The 19,221-nt window shown below is 72.3% G+C and carries 18 protein-coding genes; 7 read left to right on the plus strand and 11 right to left on the minus strand.

The genetic code is table 11. The features are described from left to right. Positions 1–13 precede the first annotated feature (13 nt). The 7 genes from ABZ635_RS08460 to ABZ635_RS08490 all read right to left on the minus strand — a co-directional run bounded on the left by ABZ635_RS08460 (position 14) and on the right by ABZ635_RS08490 (position 7,015). The gene (locus tag ABZ635_RS08460; protein WP_357760932.1) at positions 14–862 is read right to left on the minus strand and encodes an alpha/beta hydrolase; all 849 of its coding nucleotides are present in this window, start codon (positions 860–862) and stop codon (positions 14–16) included. A 128-nt stretch (positions 863–990) separates the two neighbouring features. After that, complete coding sequence (locus tag ABZ635_RS08465) at positions 991–1,893, minus strand: F510_1955 family glycosylhydrolase (RefSeq protein ID WP_357760935.1); 903 nt, start codon at positions 1,891–1,893, stop codon at positions 991–993. Positions 1,894–1,979: 86 nt separating this feature from the next. Beyond that, on the minus strand, positions 1,980–2,645 hold the full coding sequence (locus tag ABZ635_RS08470) for a DUF305 domain-containing protein (protein WP_357760938.1): 666 nt from the start codon (positions 2,643–2,645) through the stop codon (positions 1,980–1,982). A gap of 114 nt (positions 2,646–2,759) precedes the next feature. Next, positions 2,760–3,287, minus strand: a complete 528-nt coding sequence (locus ABZ635_RS08475) for a hypothetical protein (RefSeq protein WP_357760941.1) — start codon at positions 3,285–3,287, stop codon at positions 2,760–2,762. A gap of 117 nt (positions 3,288–3,404) precedes the next feature. Further along, positions 3,405–5,048, minus strand: coding sequence for a family 10 glycosylhydrolase (locus tag ABZ635_RS08480; protein ID WP_357760943.1), 1,644 nt, complete (start codon positions 5,046–5,048; stop codon positions 3,405–3,407). A gap of 246 nt (positions 5,049–5,294) precedes the next feature. Continuing rightward, on the minus strand, positions 5,295–5,861 hold the full coding sequence (locus ABZ635_RS08485; protein WP_357760946.1) for a type I-E CRISPR-associated protein Cas6/Cse3/CasE: 567 nt from the start codon (positions 5,859–5,861) through the stop codon (positions 5,295–5,297). A gap of 158 nt (positions 5,862–6,019) precedes the next feature. Next, entirely contained in the window at positions 6,020–7,015 is a 996-nt protein-coding gene (locus ABZ635_RS08490; RefSeq protein ID WP_357760949.1) for an ABC transporter substrate-binding protein, read from the minus strand. Positions 7,016–7,388: 373 nt separating this feature from the next. On the opposite strand from ABZ635_RS08490, the gene ABZ635_RS08495 reads away from it, so the two are divergent. Continuing rightward, positions 7,389–8,327, plus strand: coding sequence for a TauD/TfdA family dioxygenase (locus tag ABZ635_RS08495; RefSeq protein ID WP_357760952.1), 939 nt, complete (start codon positions 7,389–7,391; stop codon positions 8,325–8,327). Between the two features lie 211 nt (positions 8,328–8,538). On the opposite strand, the gene ABZ635_RS08500 is transcribed toward ABZ635_RS08495, so the two are convergent. Then, entirely contained in the window at positions 8,539–9,171 is a 633-nt protein-coding gene (locus ABZ635_RS08500) for a DsbA family oxidoreductase (RefSeq protein WP_357760955.1), read from the minus strand. Positions 9,172–9,262: 91 nt separating this feature from the next. Between ABZ635_RS08500 and soxR the strand changes: the two genes are divergently transcribed. Then, on the plus strand, positions 9,263–9,712 hold the full coding sequence (gene soxR, locus ABZ635_RS08505) for a redox-sensitive transcriptional activator SoxR (protein ID WP_357760958.1): 450 nt from the start codon (positions 9,263–9,265) through the stop codon (positions 9,710–9,712). 167 nt (positions 9,713–9,879) lie between these two features. Continuing rightward, positions 9,880–10,959 (plus strand): RNA ligase (ATP), encoded by a 1,080-nt coding sequence (locus tag ABZ635_RS08510; RefSeq protein WP_357760960.1) that lies wholly within the window; start codon positions 9,880–9,882, stop codon positions 10,957–10,959. Positions 10,960–10,999: 40 nt separating this feature from the next. Here the strand turns inward: ABZ635_RS08510 and ABZ635_RS08515 are convergent, their stop codons facing one another. Both ABZ635_RS08515 and ABZ635_RS08520 read right to left on the minus strand, forming a co-directional pair. Further along, positions 11,000–12,556 (minus strand): sodium:solute symporter, encoded by a 1,557-nt coding sequence (locus ABZ635_RS08515; RefSeq protein ID WP_357760963.1) that lies wholly within the window; start codon positions 12,554–12,556, stop codon positions 11,000–11,002. Positions 12,557–12,603: 47 nt separating this feature from the next. Then, entirely contained in the window at positions 12,604–13,806 is a 1,203-nt protein-coding gene (locus ABZ635_RS08520; protein WP_357760966.1) for an anhydro-N-acetylmuramic acid kinase, read from the minus strand. Positions 13,807–13,978: 172 nt separating this feature from the next. Between ABZ635_RS08520 and argG the strand changes: the two genes are divergently transcribed. The 4 genes from argG (at position 13,979) to katG (ending at position 18,434) form a co-directional block, all read left to right on the plus strand. Next, positions 13,979–15,427, plus strand: a complete 1,449-nt coding sequence (gene argG / locus ABZ635_RS08525) for an argininosuccinate synthase (RefSeq protein WP_357760969.1) — start codon at positions 13,979–13,981, stop codon at positions 15,425–15,427. A 158-nt stretch (positions 15,428–15,585) separates the two neighbouring features. Next, positions 15,586–15,717 (plus strand): hypothetical protein, encoded by a 132-nt coding sequence (locus ABZ635_RS08530; RefSeq protein ID WP_357760971.1) that lies wholly within the window; start codon positions 15,586–15,588, stop codon positions 15,715–15,717. Between the two features lie 56 nt (positions 15,718–15,773). Continuing rightward, on the plus strand, positions 15,774–16,205 hold the full coding sequence (locus ABZ635_RS08535) for a Fur family transcriptional regulator (protein ID WP_357760974.1): 432 nt from the start codon (positions 15,774–15,776) through the stop codon (positions 16,203–16,205). 33 nt (positions 16,206–16,238) lie between these two features. Beyond that, positions 16,239–18,434, plus strand: a complete 2,196-nt coding sequence (gene katG / locus ABZ635_RS08540; protein ID WP_357760977.1) for a catalase/peroxidase HPI — start codon at positions 16,239–16,241, stop codon at positions 18,432–18,434. A gap of 94 nt (positions 18,435–18,528) precedes the next feature. Here katG and ABZ635_RS08545 read toward each other — a convergent pair whose 3' ends face one another. Next, a complete protein-coding gene (locus ABZ635_RS08545; RefSeq protein ID WP_357760980.1) occupies positions 18,529–19,215 on the minus strand; it encodes a haloacid dehalogenase-like hydrolase in 687 nt (228 codons plus the stop codon). Between the last annotated feature and the right edge of the window lie 6 nt (positions 19,216–19,221).

Below are 19,221 nucleotides of genomic sequence, written 5' to 3' on the forward strand. Positions count from 1 at the left end.
CGACGGCCCGGGGTCAGGGCTCCGACAGGAACGCTTCCAGCGCGTCGAGCCAGGCCTCGGGCCGGTCCACGTGGGTCATGTGCCCCGCCCCCTCCAGTACCACCGCCCGCGCGTTGGGCAGGTACTCGGCGGCGCGCTCCGCGGACGAGGCGGAAAAGGTCATGTCCTCCCGCCCGTGCAGGAACAACAGGGGGGCGGCCAGGGCGCGCAGCCGTTCGGGGCCCTCGGGGGGCCGTGGCGAGTCCAGCGCGCCCGCCACGAAGCGGTTCAACCACTCCGCCGACCACGTGACCCGCTCCAACAGGGACAGGTAGGACGGCAGCCGCTCCGGGTCGCGGACGTTGGCCTCGGCCCCCGCCACGGCCGCCTCGTGTACCAGGGCGGGGCCGCACAGGTCCGACTCCGCCCACACCCGGGCCTCGGCGGCACGCAGGGCGGTGCGCTCGGGCCAGGGCCCGAAGTCGTCGTCGGTGACCGGCCACAGGGTGCTCGACGCGATCACGGTCCGCCGCACCCGGTCAGGGACGGCCAGCAGGACCCGCTGGGCGATCTGCCCTCCCGCCGAGAACCCCAGCAGGTCGAAGCGGTCCAGCTCCAGACGGTCGGCGAGGACGACCAGGTCCTCGGCCGCGGCCTCGAAGGAGTAGCCGCCCGGCCCCAGCCCCCGTGTCGAGCGCCCACAGCCCCGCAGGTCGGGCATGAGCACGCGTCGGCCCAGGCGGTCCAGCGGCTGGCGCAGGTAGCTGTGGTCCCAGTCGGGGCCGCCGTGGACCACCAGGAGGGGCGTCCCGGTATCGGGTCCCAGGGACGACAGGAACAGGGTGACCTCGGGGCGGTCCCGGACGGTGACGAATTCTCCCATCCCCCGAGTCTGACAGCCCCGCCGTCACCGGGTCGCGGCGCGGTCCGCCCTTCGGGGGCCAACGGAGTCCGGTGCCCCGAAGGGCGGGTCGGGGCTCGCCTCCCGGGGGAGGCGAGCCCCGGTGCGCGTTACCAGGCGCCGAAGGTGGCGCCACCGTCCGTGGAACGCGCCACCCGCAGGTCGGCCACCACGATGACCTGGTCGTCGTCCGCGTGCAGCGCCTCCGGCGAGCCGGGCAGCTCTCCGGTGCGCTCCCAGGTCTGCCCGGTGTCGTCGCTGCGGTACACCCCGCCGTCCACGGCCACACCGAACACCGTCGACCCGCCGGGAACCCAGTCGACCAGGGCCAGCGGCGGGGCGTCCGGCACCGCCGAGAACCCCGCCCCGCCGTCGGTCGAGCGCGCGGGTCCACGCGGGGTGGCGGCCACGACGGTCGCACCGTCGTCGGAGACGGCCAGGTCGGCCGCCTCCACACCCGGGTCCAGGTCCGTCCAGGTCACCCCGTCCCCGGTGGCGCGCAGCGTGCCGTCGAACCCGACCACCAGCTCACCAGCGGAGGCCAGTGCGTGGAAGTCGGACTCACCGGCCAGGGAGAGCGCCTCCCAGCTCCGGCCGCCGTCACGGGTCTCGATCAGCCCGACGGGGTCGGGCATGTCGGTGTCGCCCTCCGGGTGTCCGCTGGCCAGGTAGTGGCCCGGGCCCCGGACGGTGAACCCCATGAGGTCGACGGCGGGTCCGACGTGCGCCGGGACGGTCGCCTCCCGGGTGGGCCGGTCCGGGGCGGGCAGTGTGTACAGGCCCGCGTGCGAGGCCACCAGGACCTCGCCCGACTCCGGGTCCACCCCGGCGCCGTGCACGTGCTGGGCCTCCTCCGGCAGGGCCACGCCCAGGGTGTTCGTCGCCCCGTCCGCGGTCCGTGGTGGCGCTCCGCCGTCGCCCTCCGCCGCCCCGCACGCCGAGGCGACGGCCACCAGCACCGCGGCCGCCAGCGCGGACAGGGGGCGGGCACGGCCGTGTGTTCCGTGTCGCATGTTCTCGTCTCCAGGCCCGCGGTTCCGATCCGTCCGATCCGGTCCGGGGCGCGGGGGCGGCGCGGCGCACCGCCCCCGCGCGGACCTCAGTGACCGGAGTGGTCGCCGTCGCCGCCGTCCTCGCTCGGGCCCGCGTCCTCGGAGCCCTGGTCGCCGGAGCCGTCGACGCCCAGCATCTCGTTCATCTGCCGGATCTCGCCCTCCTGGGCGTCGATGATCTCCTGGGCCAGCTCGCGCGCCTCGGGGTTGACACCGTCGTCGAGTTCGGCCCGGGCCATGTCCACGGCTCCTTCGTGGTGCAGCACCATGAACTCCAGGAACAGGGTGTCGAACCGTTCGCCTTCGGCGGCCTCCAGCTCGGCCATCTGGTCCTCGGAGAGCATGCCGTCCATGTCGGAGTGGTCGGTCTCCGGCTCCCGGTCGGCGCCCCAGGAGTCGAGGAGCGCCTCCATCTGCTCGATCTCCGGGCCCTGGGCGTCACGGATCTCCACGGCGAGTTCTCGCACCTCCTCGCCGGCCCGGGTCTGGGCCAGATCGGCCATCGTGACCGCCTGCTCGTGGTGGGGGATCATCATTTGCGCGAACATCACGTCCGCGTCGTTGGACTCCGCCACCCGCTCCTCGCTCTCGGGAGTCGTGTCGGCGGTGCCGTCGCCCCCGTCCCCGCAGGCGGTGGCGAACAGGGCGGTGGCGAGCGCGGCGGCGGCCGCGGTGAGGGCTCGCTTCTTCAGGGCACGCTGGTACGAGGTCATGTCGACCCTTCCTCTGTGATGTCTCCTCGCCGCGCGGGAACCGGGTCCGGCGCGGCCGTGGGGTGGCGCGGGGGCGCGCGGTCGGCACGATGGGTGCCGGTCCCGCGCGGGCATCTAGACGCGCAGCACCTGGAGACGGGCCAGGGAGGGCTGGTCGGGGGTGGGGACGGGCGGCAGGGGCGCCCGCCGCAACGGGGTGGAGGGGTCGGCCGGGGGGCCGGGCCAGCGCGCGAAGGCGATGGCGGCCACTCCGAGCAGCACCACGGCGAAGGAACCGAGGGTGAGGCACACCGAAGTCGGGTCGAGCTCGGGCAGGTCCGGTGCGCTCGCGGAGGCGGCCATCGCCGCGTGGGCCGAACCGGAGGGAGCGCTGTCACCGTGGTCCCACGGGGTGCCGGCGACCTCGGCGACGTGGGGGAGGGCCGAGGGGCGGTCGTCGTCCGTCTCGGCGTACAGCGGCACCGCGTGCGGTGCCGGGACGGGTTGGCCGAGCTGGATCGCGGGGGAGCCCGACGGGGCGTGCCCGTCGTGCTGGAGGTGGCCCAGCGTGTACATGGCGGCGAAGCCGAACAACAGTACGGCGATGAGCAGGGCCCGCGCCCAGGCGGGTCCCGTGCGGCTGCTCGGTTCCCACGGCGACATGCGCGCCAGCATACCCCTACCCCGATGGGGTACGAACGCGGGGTGCCCGGGCGATCACCCGAGGTCGAACGGGTAGGGGCCCGGCACGTGCGCGTGCCGGGCCCCGTCGGAGAGCTCCTACGGGAGGTACTGCGGCTTGCTGGCGCGGCTCTCGTGGTGCAGCCGGTGCACGGCGGTCACGTAGTACGTGGTGTCGCCGGACTCGGGGACCGCGAACGTCGCGGACCCGTCGTCGCCCGCGCGCACGGTGCCGAGCATGGTGCGCGGGTCCTCGATCCCGCAGGGGGCCTGGCCCCGGGCGGGCCGGCCGTCGAAGCCGTACACCGCGTAGTAGGCCGGTGCCTCACCCGGCCCCGGCGTGATCTCCAGGGCGCCCGCGCCGTTCACCCCCACCCTCGGAGGGGCCGGGACGGTGCCGCCCAGGTCCTCCTTCACCGGTACCAGGGCCGGGCTGGAGTAGTGGTTCTCGACGACGATGTCCATGGCCTCCTTCGCGTTGGTGCGCAAAGAGGTGGCGCTGAAGTACACGTCACCCTGGACACCCGGGTGGTCGCGGTTGAAATCCAGGTGCGAGGAGAGCTCGTTCGGGTCCTCCCAGGCTCCGGCGTTGCCCGCCTTGTAGGCCGCCTGCCCGATGTACAGGTGGGTGTCGGTGCCCGCCGCCACCTCCTCCCACCAGGGGACGAGCACGGAGTAGTCCGCGACGGGCAGACCGATCTCCCAGTACACCTGCGGGTTGATGTAGTCGAGCCAGCCCTCCAGCACCCACTTGCGGCTGTCGGCGAACTGGTTGTCGTAGGACTGCGAGCCGTTGGTGTCGGAGCCGTTCGGGTCGGTGCTGGAGTTGCGCCAGATCCCGAACGGGCTGATCCCGAACTTCACCTGCGGCTTGACGGCGTTGATCGCGTCGCTCATGCCCTCGACCATGAGGTCGACGTTGTTCCGCCGCCAGTCCTCGACGTCGTCGAACCCGGTCCCGTGCTCGGCGAAGGTGTCCTGGTCGGGGATGGTCGCCCCCGAGACCGGATACGGGTAGAAGTAGTCGTCGAAGTGCACGCCGTCGATGTCGTAGTTCTCGACGGAGTGCATCATCGCCTCGATGACGAACTCGCGTGCCTCGGGGACGCCGGGGTCGTAGTACAGCTTCCCGCCGTACTCGAACACCCAGTCGGGGTTCTGGCGCGCGGGGTGGTCCTCGACCAGGGCGTCGACGTCCTCGTGCATGGCCACGCGGTACGGGTTGTACCAGGCGTGGAACTCCAGATTGCGTTCGTGCGCCTGCTCCACGGCGAACTCCAGCGGGTCGTACCCCGGGTCGCCGCCTTGCTCGCCGGTGAGCCACTCGGACCAGGGCTCGTACGGCGACGGCCAGAACGCGTCGGCGGTTGGCCTGACCTGGACGAACACCGCGTTGAGTCCGTTGTCGACGGCCCCGTCGTACAGGTCGGTGAGCTCGGCCTGCTGTTCCGCGGGGGTGAGGCCCTGCCGGGAGGGCCAGTCGATGTTCAGCACTCCGGCGATCCACTCGGCCCGCATCTGGTGCTTGGGCGGGGCCTCCGGGTCGGTCTCGCAGGTCGGCGGGTTCAGGGGCGCGGGCGCGGCGACGGCCTGCGGCGCGTGGACCAGAGCCGCGGTGAGCGCCGTGGCCAGGGCTCCGGCCAGGAGCGCGGTCCGGGGCCGGGTGCGCGGTGCGGCGGTGCGGGGGATCGGAGCCGAGGTCTCGTGGTCGGTGGAGGGCCGGTTCCGGTTCGGGTACGCCAAGGTTGCTCCTTCAGGCTTGCGCCGCACGGCCGGGGACACGGGAGGCGCCCCCGGTCGGGGCGCTCCTGCGGGTGTCCGTGTGCGGCGGTCAGCTCGGGCTTAGGAGAAAACCTTCATGATTTGCCCGCCGAATGCAACACTCCTACACGAGGTTGCGACAGATGGGCGGAATGAGAGCTTTTTCGTAGAAATCCCGCAATGGGGCTTTCTGTGGCCGTGTCACCGACCCACGCCTCCTCGACACGGTCAGCGGCTCTCCAGCGGCGAGGTGAGGAGTAGCCCCGCCCCGGTCGCGGTCCCCCCGCCGATCCCGTTCAGGGCCAGCTCCTGGAGGGCCTCGCCGTCCCGCACCACGGCCTCACCGGTGAAGTGGTGGCGCGCGGGCCGACCGCCCAACCTCTTCCACTGCGCCGACGTCACCTGGAGGGCCTCACCCAGCTTGGCGTCCAGCCACGACCGGAACTCCTCCTCGGGCAGGGCCACCTTCTTGCTGCGCGGCTTCCCGCCCTCCTCGGCCGGGGCCGTCTCGCGCTGGGCGGTCGGTGCGGTGACCAGCTCCCAGCGGACCGTCTCACCCTCCGTGTGCCGGACCGACGGCTGGATCGAGGCCGACACGGCACCGGGGATCTTGCCCCAGGCGGGAGCGGTGTCGGAGCTGACCACGAGCATCGTGGGAGACAGGCGTACCCAGAGCAGGCGGGCCTCGGCCTCGGGATCGGGGTCCAGGGCCCTGCGGATCGCCCGGCCCATCACCGCCCACTGTTCCATTCCGGCGCTGCGCTTGGGGTCGAGGCTGATGCGGGACAGGTACAAGGGGTTCCGATCTGGGACGTGCCGACGGGGCGGGCGGGGTGGACGGGCGCGGAGCGCCCCGGAGATTCCAGCCTATGAGGGGCGGGAGCCTGGTCGGCCCCGCGCCCACCAGGGCCGACCCGGGGCGCCCGCCTCCGAGGGCGTCGGGGCCGCGCCCCTCAGGAGACGGCCTCGCCGATACGCGGGAGCAGGTGCTCCAGGGCGTAGGGCACCGAGAGCACGGAGTTGTAGGTGACCGCGCCCCGCTCGTCCAACGACGTGGTGACCACGGCGTCGTCGCGCACCACGTCCAACGACTCGAAGACGGCGGCTCCCTCGGTGATGTCGTAGTCGGCGTCGTCACTCATCACCAGCAGCAGGTCGCCGTCGAGCAGGTCCACCCGCTCCGTGGACAGCTCCACGAAGAAGTCGCCGCCGCCGTCCCGCTCGGTGATGGCCTCCGGGACGGTGAAGCCGAGCGACATCAGGAACCGGCCCCGGGCGTCACCGGGCAGGTAGGCGCCGTACTTCCCGTCGTAGGGCAGGACGGCGGCGCCGGTGAGACCCTCGAACCCGGGGTTCTCGTCGCGGGCGCGCTGGAGGAGCTCGTCCGTGGCCGCGTTCAACGCCGCGCCCTCCTCCGGGCGCCCCAGTGCGGTGGCGATGATCTCCGTCGCCTGGTCGCGGGGCACCGTGTAGGAGGCCACGCCCTCGGGGCGGGCGACCACGGGGGCGATCTGGGAGAGGGTCGCGTAGGTGCCTTCGTCGAACCCGGCGGAGACGCCGATGATCAGGTCGGGGGCGAGGTTGGCGATCTGTTCGACGTTGGGCTCGGAGTCGGAGTCGATCCGGGTCAGCTCCGCGTCCCCGACCAGGTCGTCGGTCCAGGGGCCCAGACCGGACTCGTAGAACGTGTAGCCGGTGTTGCCGACCGGGACCAGGCCCAGCGCCAGCACCGCGTCGGCGTCGGTGACACCGAGGGTGACCACGTTGACGGGCTCCTCCTCGATGGTGGTGCTGCCGAACGCGTGCTCGACGGTCACGGGGAAGGCCCCGTCGGCGGAGGCGGACGCGGCGCCGTCACCGGCGGAGTCGTCGGAGGTCCCGCAGGCGGTGAGGGGCAGGAGGAGGGCTAGGGCGCACGCGAGGACGCGCGGGGTGGGACCGGGGGACATGGGACTCCGTTCGGCTGAGGTAAGGCATGCCTACCTTAGCCGGATCGGTGGCTTTCCCGTGGTTTCGGGTGGTTGACAGGGCGCCTCCGGTGCCGCACCCTCGCTCCTATGGGAACCCCCTTGCCGAGCCGCCCGACCGCCCGCCGGTCCGCGCGGGCCCGTCGCGGAACGCCGGGCCTGATCCAGCGCCGTGGCCGTCTGGGTTCCCCTCCGCGCCGTTGACCCTCCGGGCCCGCCGGGCCCGTGACGTCCGACGCGACGATGGCGCCCTGCCGGGGGCAGGCGACGACCGACACCCCGCCAGAGCACCCGCCGTTGGCCCCGTGCCCGACGCCCCAGTTTGTCGTTATTTCCGACCAGAAAGGCAGGAAAAATGACCCTGACCGCCGACTCCGCGGCAACCCGCACCCTCCGGGAGGCCTCCGCCGTGGACACCGCGCTGGTCGAGGGGCCGCGCACACTGCGCCGCCTCCCCGAGGGCGTCGTCTCCCGCCCCTACGAGCGGTTCGAGGTCCGCCCGCTCGGTGCCCTCATCGGGGCCGAGATCCACGGGATCGACCTCCGCGACACGATCGACGAGGAGCTGCGCGACGAGCTCAACCGCGCACTCCTGGAGTTCAAGGTGATCTTCTTCCGCGACCAGCCCATCGACGCGGTCCGCCAGCAGGAGATCGCCCGCTTGTGGGGCGAGCTGGAGACCAACCCGTTCATCGACCAGGGCGACGACGCGCACGTGGCACGGTTCGCCAAGGGCGAGGCCCCGCCCAGCTACGAGAACGTCTGGCACACCGACGTCACCTGGCGTGAGGCGCCCGCCCTCGGCGCCATCCTGCGTCTGGTGGAGGTCCCGCCGGTCGGCGGCGACACCCTGTGGGCCGACATGGCCGCCGCCTACGACAACCTCCCCGAGGAGGTCAAGCGACGGATCGAGGGGCGCACCGCCGTCCACGACGTGATCCCCGGGTTCGTCCGGTTCCTCGACCGCGACCGGCTCCTGGAGTGGCAGGACCGCTTCCCGCCGGTCGAGCACCCCGTGGTGCGCGTCCACCCGGAGACCGGCCGCCGCACGCTCTTCGTCAACGTCTCCTTCACCACCAGGATCGTCGGGATGGAGAAGGAGGAGAGCGACGCACTGCTGCGCCACCTTTTCCAGCAGGCGCACACCCCCGAGTACCAGGTGCGGTTCCGTTGGGAACCGAACTCGGTCGCGTTCTGGGACAACCGGGCCACCCAGCACTACGCGGTGAACGACTACCACCCGCACCCTCGCGTGGCCGAGCGCGTCGCGATCGTCGGAGACCGCCCCTTCTGACCCCGGGTCCGACCCGGTGCCACCGAACCACGGTCGGTGGCACCGGAGTTCTCTCCCGGCGCGCACGGCCGGAGGCGGCCGTCGTCACCGCCGGACGCCCGACTCCCCCGCCCGGATCACCACCTCACCCCGGCCACGGGGCGGGAACTCCCGCACGAGGGGTGCCCGGTGCTCCGATCGCGCCGACCGCCCTCGCCCGCGTCGGCGGTGTTCATCGCACGGCCTCCACGCCGGTCAGGAAGTCCACCAGTTCGTCGACGCTCCGTGCCCCGCTCAGTACGCGGTCCCCGTGCACCAGGGAGGGGATCGTGCCGATTCCCCTCGCCACGGCGGCCCGGTGGTCGTCCTCGACCTCGTCCGCGTACCGGTCGGAGCCCAGCAGGGAGTCCACCTCCGAGCCGTCGAGCCCGAGTTCGGTCCCGATCCCGCGCAGCGTCACGGGGTCCGCCAGGTCCTCACGGCGTTCCAGGTGCCCCGAGAAGGCGCGGTCCCACGCGCGGTCCGGGGCGACCCCCCGTGCGACCGCGAGCTTGACCAGCCGGTGGGCGGGCCGGGAGTCGATGCTCAAGACCCCGTCCATGTCGATGGACAGCCCGTCGGCGCGGCCCGCCTCGGCCACCCGGAGCCGGGTGGCCTCCCACCGCTGCGGACTCAGGCCCCAGGAGTTCAGCGCCGCCCCGCGCACCGTTCGGTCCCGGGACCGGGGTCCCTCCGGCTCCAGCAGGAAACTCCGGTGCACCACGGTCACCTCACCTCCCACCCGTTCCAGCGCGGCGGTCAGCCGTCGCCGCCCGATCCAGCACCAGGGGCACCTGATGTCGCCCCACATCGTGATGACGGACATGTGCACGCTCCGATTTCCTCGCCCGAGTCGTTCGCGTAGAGTCCACTTCATCAAGTTCACTTGATGTCAACCCGCCTGGTGGAGGAGCCCGATGCCGAATCCGGACCCCAAGGCGACCTGGCTCAAGCCTGGACAGATCGCACACCGGGCCGGGGTGGCGGTGTCCGCCCTGCACTACTACGAGAGCCTCGGCCTGATCAGCAGTCGCCGGACCGCGGGCAACCGGCGCGAGTACCGCAGGGACACCCTCCGTACCATCGCGTTCATCCGCACGGCCCAGCGCCTCGGCCTGTCCCTGGATCGGATCAAGGAGGCCATCGACCAGCTTCCGGAGGACGGTCTGCCCACCAAGCGCGACTGGGCCCGGATCTCACGTCGGTGGCATGACGACCTGACCCGGCGGATCGAGGAGCTGACCGCCCTGCGGGACCGGTTCTCCAACTGCATCGGCTGCGGATGCCTGTCCCTGGTGGCCTGTCCCTACTCCAACCCGGAGGACGTCCTGGGCCTGGAGGGCCCGGGGCCTCGGCGCTTCCCCTGAGCGCCACCCGGTGGCCGCGGGCGCCGTGTCCGGATGTCACACCCGAGGCGGGCGGCACCGGGGCCGCAACCCCGGGGAAAAAGGCGTTGTGGCCCGGGCGGGCCTCGTCCACACTGACTCGGACACTCCGGGCACGAGACCGCGTGCCCCCGCAACCAGGGAGAGACATGTCCACCCTCCGGGTCACCGCCGAGCGCCTCACGATCCTGCCCCACCCCAACGCCGACGCGCTGGAACTGGCCAAGGTCGGGCTCTTCCACGCGGTCGTCGCCAAAGGCGCCTACCGCACCGGGGACTGGGCGGTCTACATCCCGGAGAACGCGGTCCTTCCCGAACCGCTGGTCGACGAGCTCGGGCTCACCGGCAAGCTCGGCGGCTCCAAGAAGAACAGGGTCAGGCCGGTCCGCCTGCGCGGAGAGGTCTCCCAGGGCATCGTCTGCCGCCCAGCGGTGCTCGCCGACCGCGACCTGGCCGCCGAGCACGGGGCCGGGACCGACTTCGCCGCCGAGCTGGGCGTGACCAAGTGGGTGCCGGAGATCCCGCTCCACATGAGCGGTGAGATGCTGCCCGCCCCCGACCTGCTGCGGTGGATCGAGGTCGAGAACGTCAAGCGCCACCCGGACGCCCTCACCCCGGGGGAGCCGGTCGTGGCCACCGAGAAGATCCACGGCTCTGCCTGTCTGTACACGTTCGTGGCCGGGACCGGGGAGGAGTTCGTCTCCTCCAAGGGGCAGGGCGCGAAGAACCTCGCGCTGGTGCCCTCCGAGGAGAACCTCTACTGGAGGGCCGTGACCGCCCACGGGGTCGGCAAGGCGGCCCGCGTCCTCGCGGAGCGCTTCGGAGCCGACCGGGTGGGCGTGTTCGGCGAGGTGTTCGGCACGGGCGTGCAGGACCTCGGGTACGGCGAGACCGGTCGCGGAGAGCGGCCCGGTTACGCGGTCTTCGACGTCCGGCTGGACGCGGGCGGCGCCACCCGGTGGATCGACGCCGCCGAGCTGCCCGCCCTGCTCGCGGAGGTCGGCCTCCCGTCGGCGCCGGTCCTGTACGAGGGGCCCTATGACGAGGCCGCGCTCCTGGCCCTCGCCTCCGGTACGGAGACCTGGAGCGGTTCCGGCCTCCACCTGCGTGAGGGCGTGGTCGTCCGGCCCGCGCGGGAGCGGTTCTCGGGGGTCCTGCTCGGCCGGACGATCGTCAAGTTCGTCTCCGACGCCTACCTGACCCGCAGGGGCGGTACCGAGTTCGAGTAGCCGGACCGGGGTCCGCCGCCCGCGCGGCGGGTCGGGCGGCTCAGGCGGGAGGCGTGTGTTCGGCGCGCCCGCCCCGGTGCGCGGGTCCGGGCGCTTCGGAGGGGTCGGCCCCCTCCGGGGCGCCGGGCCCGCCGGCGTCCGCCGTGGGGGACGCGTCCGGGTGGCGCCGCGAGAGCAGGTACCCCGCGCCCAGTACGATCCCGGTCCCGATCGCCGTGTACCAGGTGAACCCGCCCAGCCCCGGCTGGAAGAGGAACAGCCAGGACATGGCGGCCACCGCCGCGGCGAAGGCGAGAATCGCGTCCGTCTGCCGGGCCCGGCGCACCCACAACCCCAGCAGGAACGCGCCGAGCAGACCGCCGTAGGTCAGGCTGGCCACGGACAGTCCCAGCTCGACGACCGGGTTGTCGGTGCCGGTGAAGAACGCGGCCACCCCGACGAAAACCAGGCCCCAGCCGAGCGTGAACAGGCGGCTCAGCCGCAGCGCCCGCGCGTCGGACAGCCGATGGCGGGCGAACCGCTCGTACAGGTCGGCCATGGTCGAGGAGGACAGCGCCGACAGGGACGAGGACAGCGTGCTCATCGCCGCCGCCATGATCCCGGCCAGCAGCAGCCCCGACACCCCCGCGGGCAGGCCCTCGACGATGAACACCGGGAAGAGCTCGTCGGAGCTGGCGAGCCCGAGCCGTTCCACCGACGCCGCCTCGAAGTACGAGTACAGCGCCAGGCCCACGGTCAGGAACAGCGCGAACTGGAGGAACACCACCACGCCGCTGACGATCACGGCCCGCTGGGCGTCGCGCAGGCTCCGGCAGCCCAACAGGCGCTGCACCACGATCTGGTCGGCGCCGTGCGAGGCCGTGGACAGCAGCGCGCCGCCCACCAGGGCCGTGACCGTGGCGTAGGGGGCGGAGACCGGGTTGGAGGCGAAGTCGAGGAACTGTGTCTTCCCGGCGTCGGCCGCCACCGCCAGGAAGTTCACGTCCAGGCTGGTGGCGATCACCGCCAGGGTGACCACGCCGCCCGCCACGTACACGCCCATCTGGAGCACGTCGACCCAGACCACCGCCCTGATCCCGCCCACCAGCGTGTACAGGACCGTGACCGCGCCCAGGGCCGCGACGATCGCGAAGTAGGAGGCCTCCAGCCCGAGCGCGTCCAGGATGATCTTCATGGGGATGGCCGCCGCGAACAGCCGCACGCCGTCCGCGAGCAGCCGGGTGAACAGGAACGCCACCGAGGCGGTGGCCTGCATGCCGCGTCCGAACCGGAGCCCCAGGTAGGCGTAGGCGGTGGTCATCTCGCCCCGGTAGTACCGGGGGAGCAGCAGGAAGGCCACGACCACCCGCCCGATCAGGTAGCCGACCGCCACCTGGAGGAAGGTGACGTTGCCGAGGTAGGCCACCCCGGGGACGCTGATCACGGTCAGGGCGCTGGTCTCGGTGGCCACCACCGACAGGCACACCGCCCACCAGGGCAGCTGGCGGTTGCCGATGAAGTAGTCCTTGACGTCGCGCTGGCGCCCGGACAGCCGCAGGCCCAGCCAGGCCGAGGCCAGCAGGTACACCGCGATGACGGCGAGGTCGATGGTCTGCACTGCGTCCTCCTGGGGGTGTCCGGAGCGGTACGGGCGAGGCCGTCGCCTCAGCCGCCCGGTGCCTCCACGTACAGGCGACGCGGCGGCACGGGGGAGGGGGCGGGCAGGCGCAACGGGGCGGTGCCCGGGGTCAGCCGCCCGGCCACCGGGGCCCGGCGGGCGCCGGTGCAGTCCGGCACGGAGCCGGCCAGCCCGTGCCAGCTCAGGAACCCGATCAGCGCGAAGAGGTAGGCCTCCTTGGCGTCGCCGTCCAGACCGATCCGTTCGGAGGAGTCCAGCCGGGCGGGGGCGAGCCGGGCAGCCAGCCGCTCCATCAGCACCGGGTTGCGGGTCCCGCCGCCGGAGGCGAGCACCTCGGTCACCCCGAAGGGTTCCAGGGCGTCGGCGACGGTGACGGCGGTGAGTTCCACGAGGGTCGCGAGCAGATCGCCGTCGGAGGGGCGGCCGCCGTCCCGGGCCCGGGACGTGTCTCGCAGGGCCGCCTCCAGGTAACCGGGCCCGAACAGTTCCAGGCCGGTGGTCCTGGGCACGGGGAACCGGTAGTAGGGCTCGGCCAGCAGGTGTTCCAGGAGGACGGGGTCGGGGCGGCCGGTACGCGCGATCGCACCGTCCGCGTCGAGGTCGGCCCGGCCCCCGGTGACCAGACGCGCGGCGGCGTCGATCAGCGCGTTGGCGGGGCCGGTGTCGAAGGCGCGGGGCGGCAGGCCCTCGCGGACGACGGTGACGTTGGCGATGCCGCCGAGGTTGAGCGCGGCGGTCGGTTCCGCGCGGCCGCCGAGCATCAGCAGGTCGAGGGTGCTGGCCAGCGGCGCGCCCTGGCCCCCGGCGGCCACGTCCGCGGCCCGCAGGTCGGACACCACGGGGAGCCCGGTGGCCTCGGCGATCCAGGCGGGCTGGCCGAGCTGGAGGGTGCCGTGCACGGTGGCGCCGTCCGCCCAGTGGTAGAGGGTCTGGCCGTGGGAGGCGACCAGGTCGGCGCGGCCTCCGGCGAACTCCTCGATCCCCCGGAGGGCCGCCGCCGCGAACTCCTGGCCGATCCGGGTGTCCAGTCGGCAGACGGCCTCCATCGTGGTGGCGGCGGGCGGCAGGGCCGCGCGGACGGCTTCGCGCAGGGACGCGGAGTAGGGGGTGGTGCCGAACCCCAGGGGGGTCAGCCGGACCACGGCGCCGCCGTCCTCCAGGTCGATGCGGGCGGCGGCGACGTCGATACCGTCCGCCGAGGTCCCGGAGGACACTCCGATGACGATCATGCGGCTCCTGAGGCAGGGGGCGGGGCGGGCGGGTGCCCGTGCGTGGAAGGTACCCCGAGGGGCCCGTGCCGTCACCCGTCCCCGAACGGTCGCGGTCCGGGTGCGGGGAGTCTCCCGAGCGTGGTCACGCCCCCAGTTTGCATGTTCATACATTTAGGCGCATACTTTTTGCATGTCCAAGGTGCTCACTTCCCTGCCTGTCGGTGAACGTGTCGGAATCGCCTTCTCCGGAGGCCTCGACACGTCCGTAGCGGTCGCGTGGATGCGCGAGAAGGGCGCCGTGCCCTGCGCCTACACCGCCGACATCGGCCAGTACGACGAACCCGACATCGCCTCGGTGCCGGGCCGTGCCACCGACTACGGCGCGGAGATCGGGCGCCTGGTCGACTGTCGCGAGGCCCTCGTGGAGGAGGGGCTCGCCGCCCTCGCCTGCGGTGCCTTCCACATCCGCTCCGCCGGCCGCGTCTACTTCAACACGACCCCCATCGGCCGCGCCGTCACCGGCACCCTGCTGGTCCGCGCCATGCTGGAGGACGGCGTCCAGATCTGGGGCGACGGCTCCACCTACAAGGGCAACGACATCGAGCGGTTCTACCGCTACGGTCTGCTCGCCAACCCCTCCCTGCGCATCTACAAGCCGTGGCTCGACGCCGACTTCGTCACCGAGCTCGGCGGCCGCAAGGAGATGTCGGAGTGGTTGCAGGAGCGTGACCTGCCCTACCGCGACAGCACCGAGAAGGCCTACTCCACCGACGCCAACATCTGGGGCGCCACCCACGAGGCCAAGGCCCTGGAGCACCTCGACACCGGCATCGAGATCGTCGACCCGATCATGGGCGTGCGCTTCTGGGACCCCGAGGTCGAGGTCGCCACCGAGGACGTGACGATCGGCTTCGAGAAGGGCCGCCCCGTCACCATCAACGGCCGGACCTTCGCCACCTCCGTCGAGCTGGTCCTGGAGGCCAACGCCATCGGCGGCCGCCACGGCATGGGCATGTCCGACCAGATCGAGAACCGGGTGATCGAGGCCAAGAGCCGCGGCATCTACGAGGCCCCGGGCATGGCGCTGCTGTTCGCCGCCTACGAGCGGCTGGTCAACGCCATCCACAACGAGGACACCCTCGCGACCTACCACAACGAGGGCCGTCGCCTGGGCCGCCTCATGTACGAGGGCCGCTGGCTGGAGCCCCAGGCCCTCATGCAGCGCGAGGCCCTCCAGCGCTGGGTGGGCACCGCCGTCACCGGCGAGGTGACTTTGCGGCTGCGTCGCGGCGACGACTACTCGATCATGGACACCACCGGCGCGGCGTTCAGCTACCACCCGGACAAGCTGTCCATGGAGCGCACCGAGGACTCCGCGTTCGGTCCCAGCGACCGCATCGGCCAGCTCACCATGCGCAACCTGGACATCGCCGACTCCCGCGCCAAGCTGGAGGAGTACGCGGCGCTGGGCATGGTCGGCGACAGCACCCCGTCGACCTCGATCGGCGCGGCCCAGGCGGCGTCCACGGGCCTGATCGGCGCGATGCCCGAGGGCGGAGCCGAGACCATCGCCTCGCGTGGTGAGGTTTCCGACGACGACCTGCTCGACTACGCGGCCATGGAGGCCGGGACCGACTAGTCGCGGACCGGCCCCCGACCCCGGCCGCCTCCGCGCCACCCCGCCCCGCCCGGATCTCCGGGCGGGGCGGTCGTGCGTCCGGGCGGGTTCGGCGCGAGGGCGTGAGCGCGGTGGCGGACCACCCTGTGTCCGCCCGCCCCGAAGGAAGGGGCGCCCGCGTGGAACGGCGCCCCATGGACATCGCCGCCCCCACCGAACGCACCCGCAACGGCCCCTGCTTCGTATGTTCCCCGGTGGCCGGGGTTCCGGGTTTCGAGCACGAGGTGCCCGCTTGTGACGAGCCCCGGTGATACCTGACTGGCTCCAATATTTGACTAATTCCAGAAAAGGCGGCAGACTCCTTCCCATGCCCACCTCCTCGGATTTCGAGCACATGCTGCGCGAGTCCGCTCTGAGGGTGACGAGCCCGCGGTTAGCTGTCCTCTCCGTCGTGCACGAGCACCCACACGCGGACACGGAGTCGATCATCGACCACGTGCGTGCGGAACTCGGCGCGGTGTCCGCCCAGGCCGTCTACGACGTCCTCAAGGCGCTGACCGGGGCCGGTCTGGTGCGACGCATCCAGCCCCAGGGCTCCGTGGCCCGCTACGAGACGCGGGTGGGGGACAACCACCACCACGTCGTGTGCAGGTCCTGCGGCGCCATCGCCGACGTGGACTGCGCGGTCGGTCACGCGCCGTGCCTGACCGCCTCCGCTGACCACGGGTTCTCGATCGACGAGGCCGAGGTCGTCTACTGGGGCGAGTGCGCCGAGTGCTACGGCGCGCACAGCTCCTGAACCACACGTTCACCTCTTCCCGTAAGGAAGTCGATGTCTGAAAACAACACCGGTGGCTGCCCCGTCGCGCACGGTGACGCGCTGACCCACCCCACGCAGGGCGACGGCAACCGCGAGTGGTGGCCCAACCAGCTCAACCTGCGCATCCTCGCCAAGAACACCCCCGTGTCGAACCCCCTCGGTGAGGGCTTCGACTACGCGAAGGCCTTCGAGGCCCTCGACCTGGACGCCGTGAAGGCCGACATCGCGGCCCTGCTCACGGACTCGCAGGACTGGTGGCCCGCCGACTTCGGCCACTACGGCCCCCTCATGATCCGCATGGCCTGGCACAGCGCGGGCACCTACCGCTCGCACGACGGCCGCGGCGGCGGCAGCGCCGGACAGCAGCGCTTCGCCCCCCTCAACAGCTGGCCCGACAACGGCAACCTGGACAAGGCCCGCCGTCTCCTCTGGCCCGTGAAGAAGAAGTACGGCCAGAACATCTCCTGGGCCGACCTGTTCATCCTCACCGGCAACGTCGCCCTCGAGTCCATGGGCTTCGAGACCTTCGGCTTCGCCGGCGGTCGCGAGGACGTGTGGGAGCCGGAGGCCGACGTCTACTGGGGCCCCGAGACCACCTGGCTCGACGACAAGCGCTACAGCGGCGACCGCGACCTGGAGAAGCCCCTCGCCGCCGTGCAGATGGGCCTCATCTACGTCAACCCCGAGGGCCCCAACGGCAACCCGGACCCGCTGGCCGCCGCCCGCGACATCCGTGAGACCTTCGGCCGCATGGGCATGAACGACGAGGAGACCGTCGCCCTCATCGCCGGCGGCCACACCTTCGGCAAGACGCACGGTGCCGCCCCGGACAGCAACCTGGAGGCCGAGCCCGAGCGCGCCGGCCTGGAGATGCAGGGCCTGGGCTGGAAGAACAACCACGGCACCGGCAAGGGCTCCGACGCCATCACCTCGGGCCTGGAGGTCACCTGGACCACCACCCCCGCGCAGTGGAGCGAGGGCTTCTTCAAGAACCTGTTCGAGTTCGAGTACGAGCTCACCCAGAGCCCGGCCGGCGCCCACCAGTGGGTCGCCAAGGACGCCGAGGAGATCATCCCCGACGCCCACATCCCCGGCAAGAAGCACAAGCCGACCATGCTCACCACCGACCTGTCGCTGCGCGTCGACCCGGTCTACGAGCAGATCTCGCGCCGCTTCTACGAGGACCACCAGGCCTTCAAGGACGCCTTCGCCCGCGCCTGGTTCAAGCTGACCCACCGCGACATGGGCCCGAAGGCCCGCTACCTCGGCTCCGAGGTCCCCGCCGAGGACCTCGTCTGGCAGGACCCGCTCCCCGCCCAGGAGGGCGAGGTCATCGGTGACGCCGAGATCGCCGCCCTGAAGGCGAAGATCGCCGAGTCCGGCCTGTCCGTGGCCGAGCTCGTGTCCACCGCGTGGGCCTCCGCCTCGACCTACCGCGACAGCGACAAGCGCGGCGGTGCCAACGGTGCCCGCATCCGCCTGGAGCCGCAGGTCGACTGGGAGGTCAACAACCCGGCCGAGCTGCGCACGGTGCTCGCCAAGCTCCAGGGCATCGTCGACGAGTTCAACGCCTCCTCCGCGAAGAAGGTCTCCGTCGCCGACGTGATCGTCCTCGCGGGCGGCGTGGGCGTCGAGCAGGCGGCCAAGGCCGCGGGCCAGGACGTCACCGTCCCGTTCACCCCGGGCCGCGTGGACGCCACCGACGAGCACACCGACGCCGAGTCGTTCTCCTACCTGGAGCCGGTCGCCGACGGTTTCCGCAACTACTACGGCAAGGGCAACCGCCTCCCCGCCGAGTACCTGCTGCTGGACCGCGCCAACCTCATCGGCCTCAGCGCCCCGGAGACCACCGTCCTGGTGGGCGGCCTGCGCGTGCTGGGCGCCAACTTCGACAACTCCGAGGTCGGCGTGTTCACCGACAGGCCGGGCGCGCTGACGAACGACTTCTTCGTCAACCTGCTCGACCTGAACACCAACTGGTACGCGACCGGTGACGACTCCGCCACCTCGGAGACCTTCGTCGCCAAGGACGCCTCCGGCGCGGTCACGTGGACCGGCAGCCGCGTGGACCTCGTGTTCGGCTCCAACTCGGAGCTGCGCGCCGTCGCCGAGGTGTACGCCTCCGACGACGCCAAGGAGAAGTTCGTCCAGGACTTCGTCGCCGCGTGGAACAAGGTCATGAACGCCGACCGGTTCGACCTGGTCTAGTTCGACCCCGGGCGCGTCCCGAGGGCTGGTCCCGGGCTCCCGGAGCCCCCGGGGACCCACCCCTCGGACGCCGCCCGCGTCACCGGCCCGACCCTCACCGGTCGGGCCGGTTTCGTGTCCGCCCTCGCACGGGCCACTCCGCGCGCACCACGAGCCCCGGGCCGGTGAGCAGTCCGCGCGTGCGCGCGGTGTCCGCGTCCGACATGTTCACCAAGTGGGCCGTGTCGGCCAGGTCGAGCATCGGCGCGTCCGAGACGCTGTCGCCGTAGGCGTGGCCGACGCCGCCGCGCACCCCGGCCGCCGAGATCATCGCGGCCTTGGAGGGACCGTGACAGTGGCGGTCCGCGACCAGACCGCCCCAGCGCCGCCGGAGCGTGGACGCGACCACCCGCACACGCGGGTCGATCTCCCGGCACAGGGGCGTCGCGAGCAGGTCCGCGCAGGCGGTGACCACGACGACGTCGTCCCCGGCGTCGAGGTGGTGCGACAGCGCGGCGGCGCCGCCCGGCCTCAGCCGGGAGCGCACGTCCAGGTCGGCCACGTGGTCGCGGACGATCCCGCGCAGTCGGGCGTCGTCCACGCCCACCGTGCCCACCCACAGCAGGAGCGACCCGGCGTGTACGCGCCAGGAGCGCCGGGCGAACGCCACCGCGACCAGGGGTGCCACGATCAGGGCCCCGGCCGCGCGCATCGGTGATCGCGCGAGCAGACGCAGGGTGAGGCGCGTGAACGAGTCGTGGTCCAGCAGGGTGTCGTCGAGGTCGAACAGGGCACAGGCCACGCGGGG

It is taken from the genome of Nocardiopsis sp. NPDC007018 (assembly GCF_040635075.1).
Classification (GTDB): domain Bacteria; phylum Actinomycetota; class Actinomycetes; order Streptosporangiales; family Streptosporangiaceae; genus Nocardiopsis.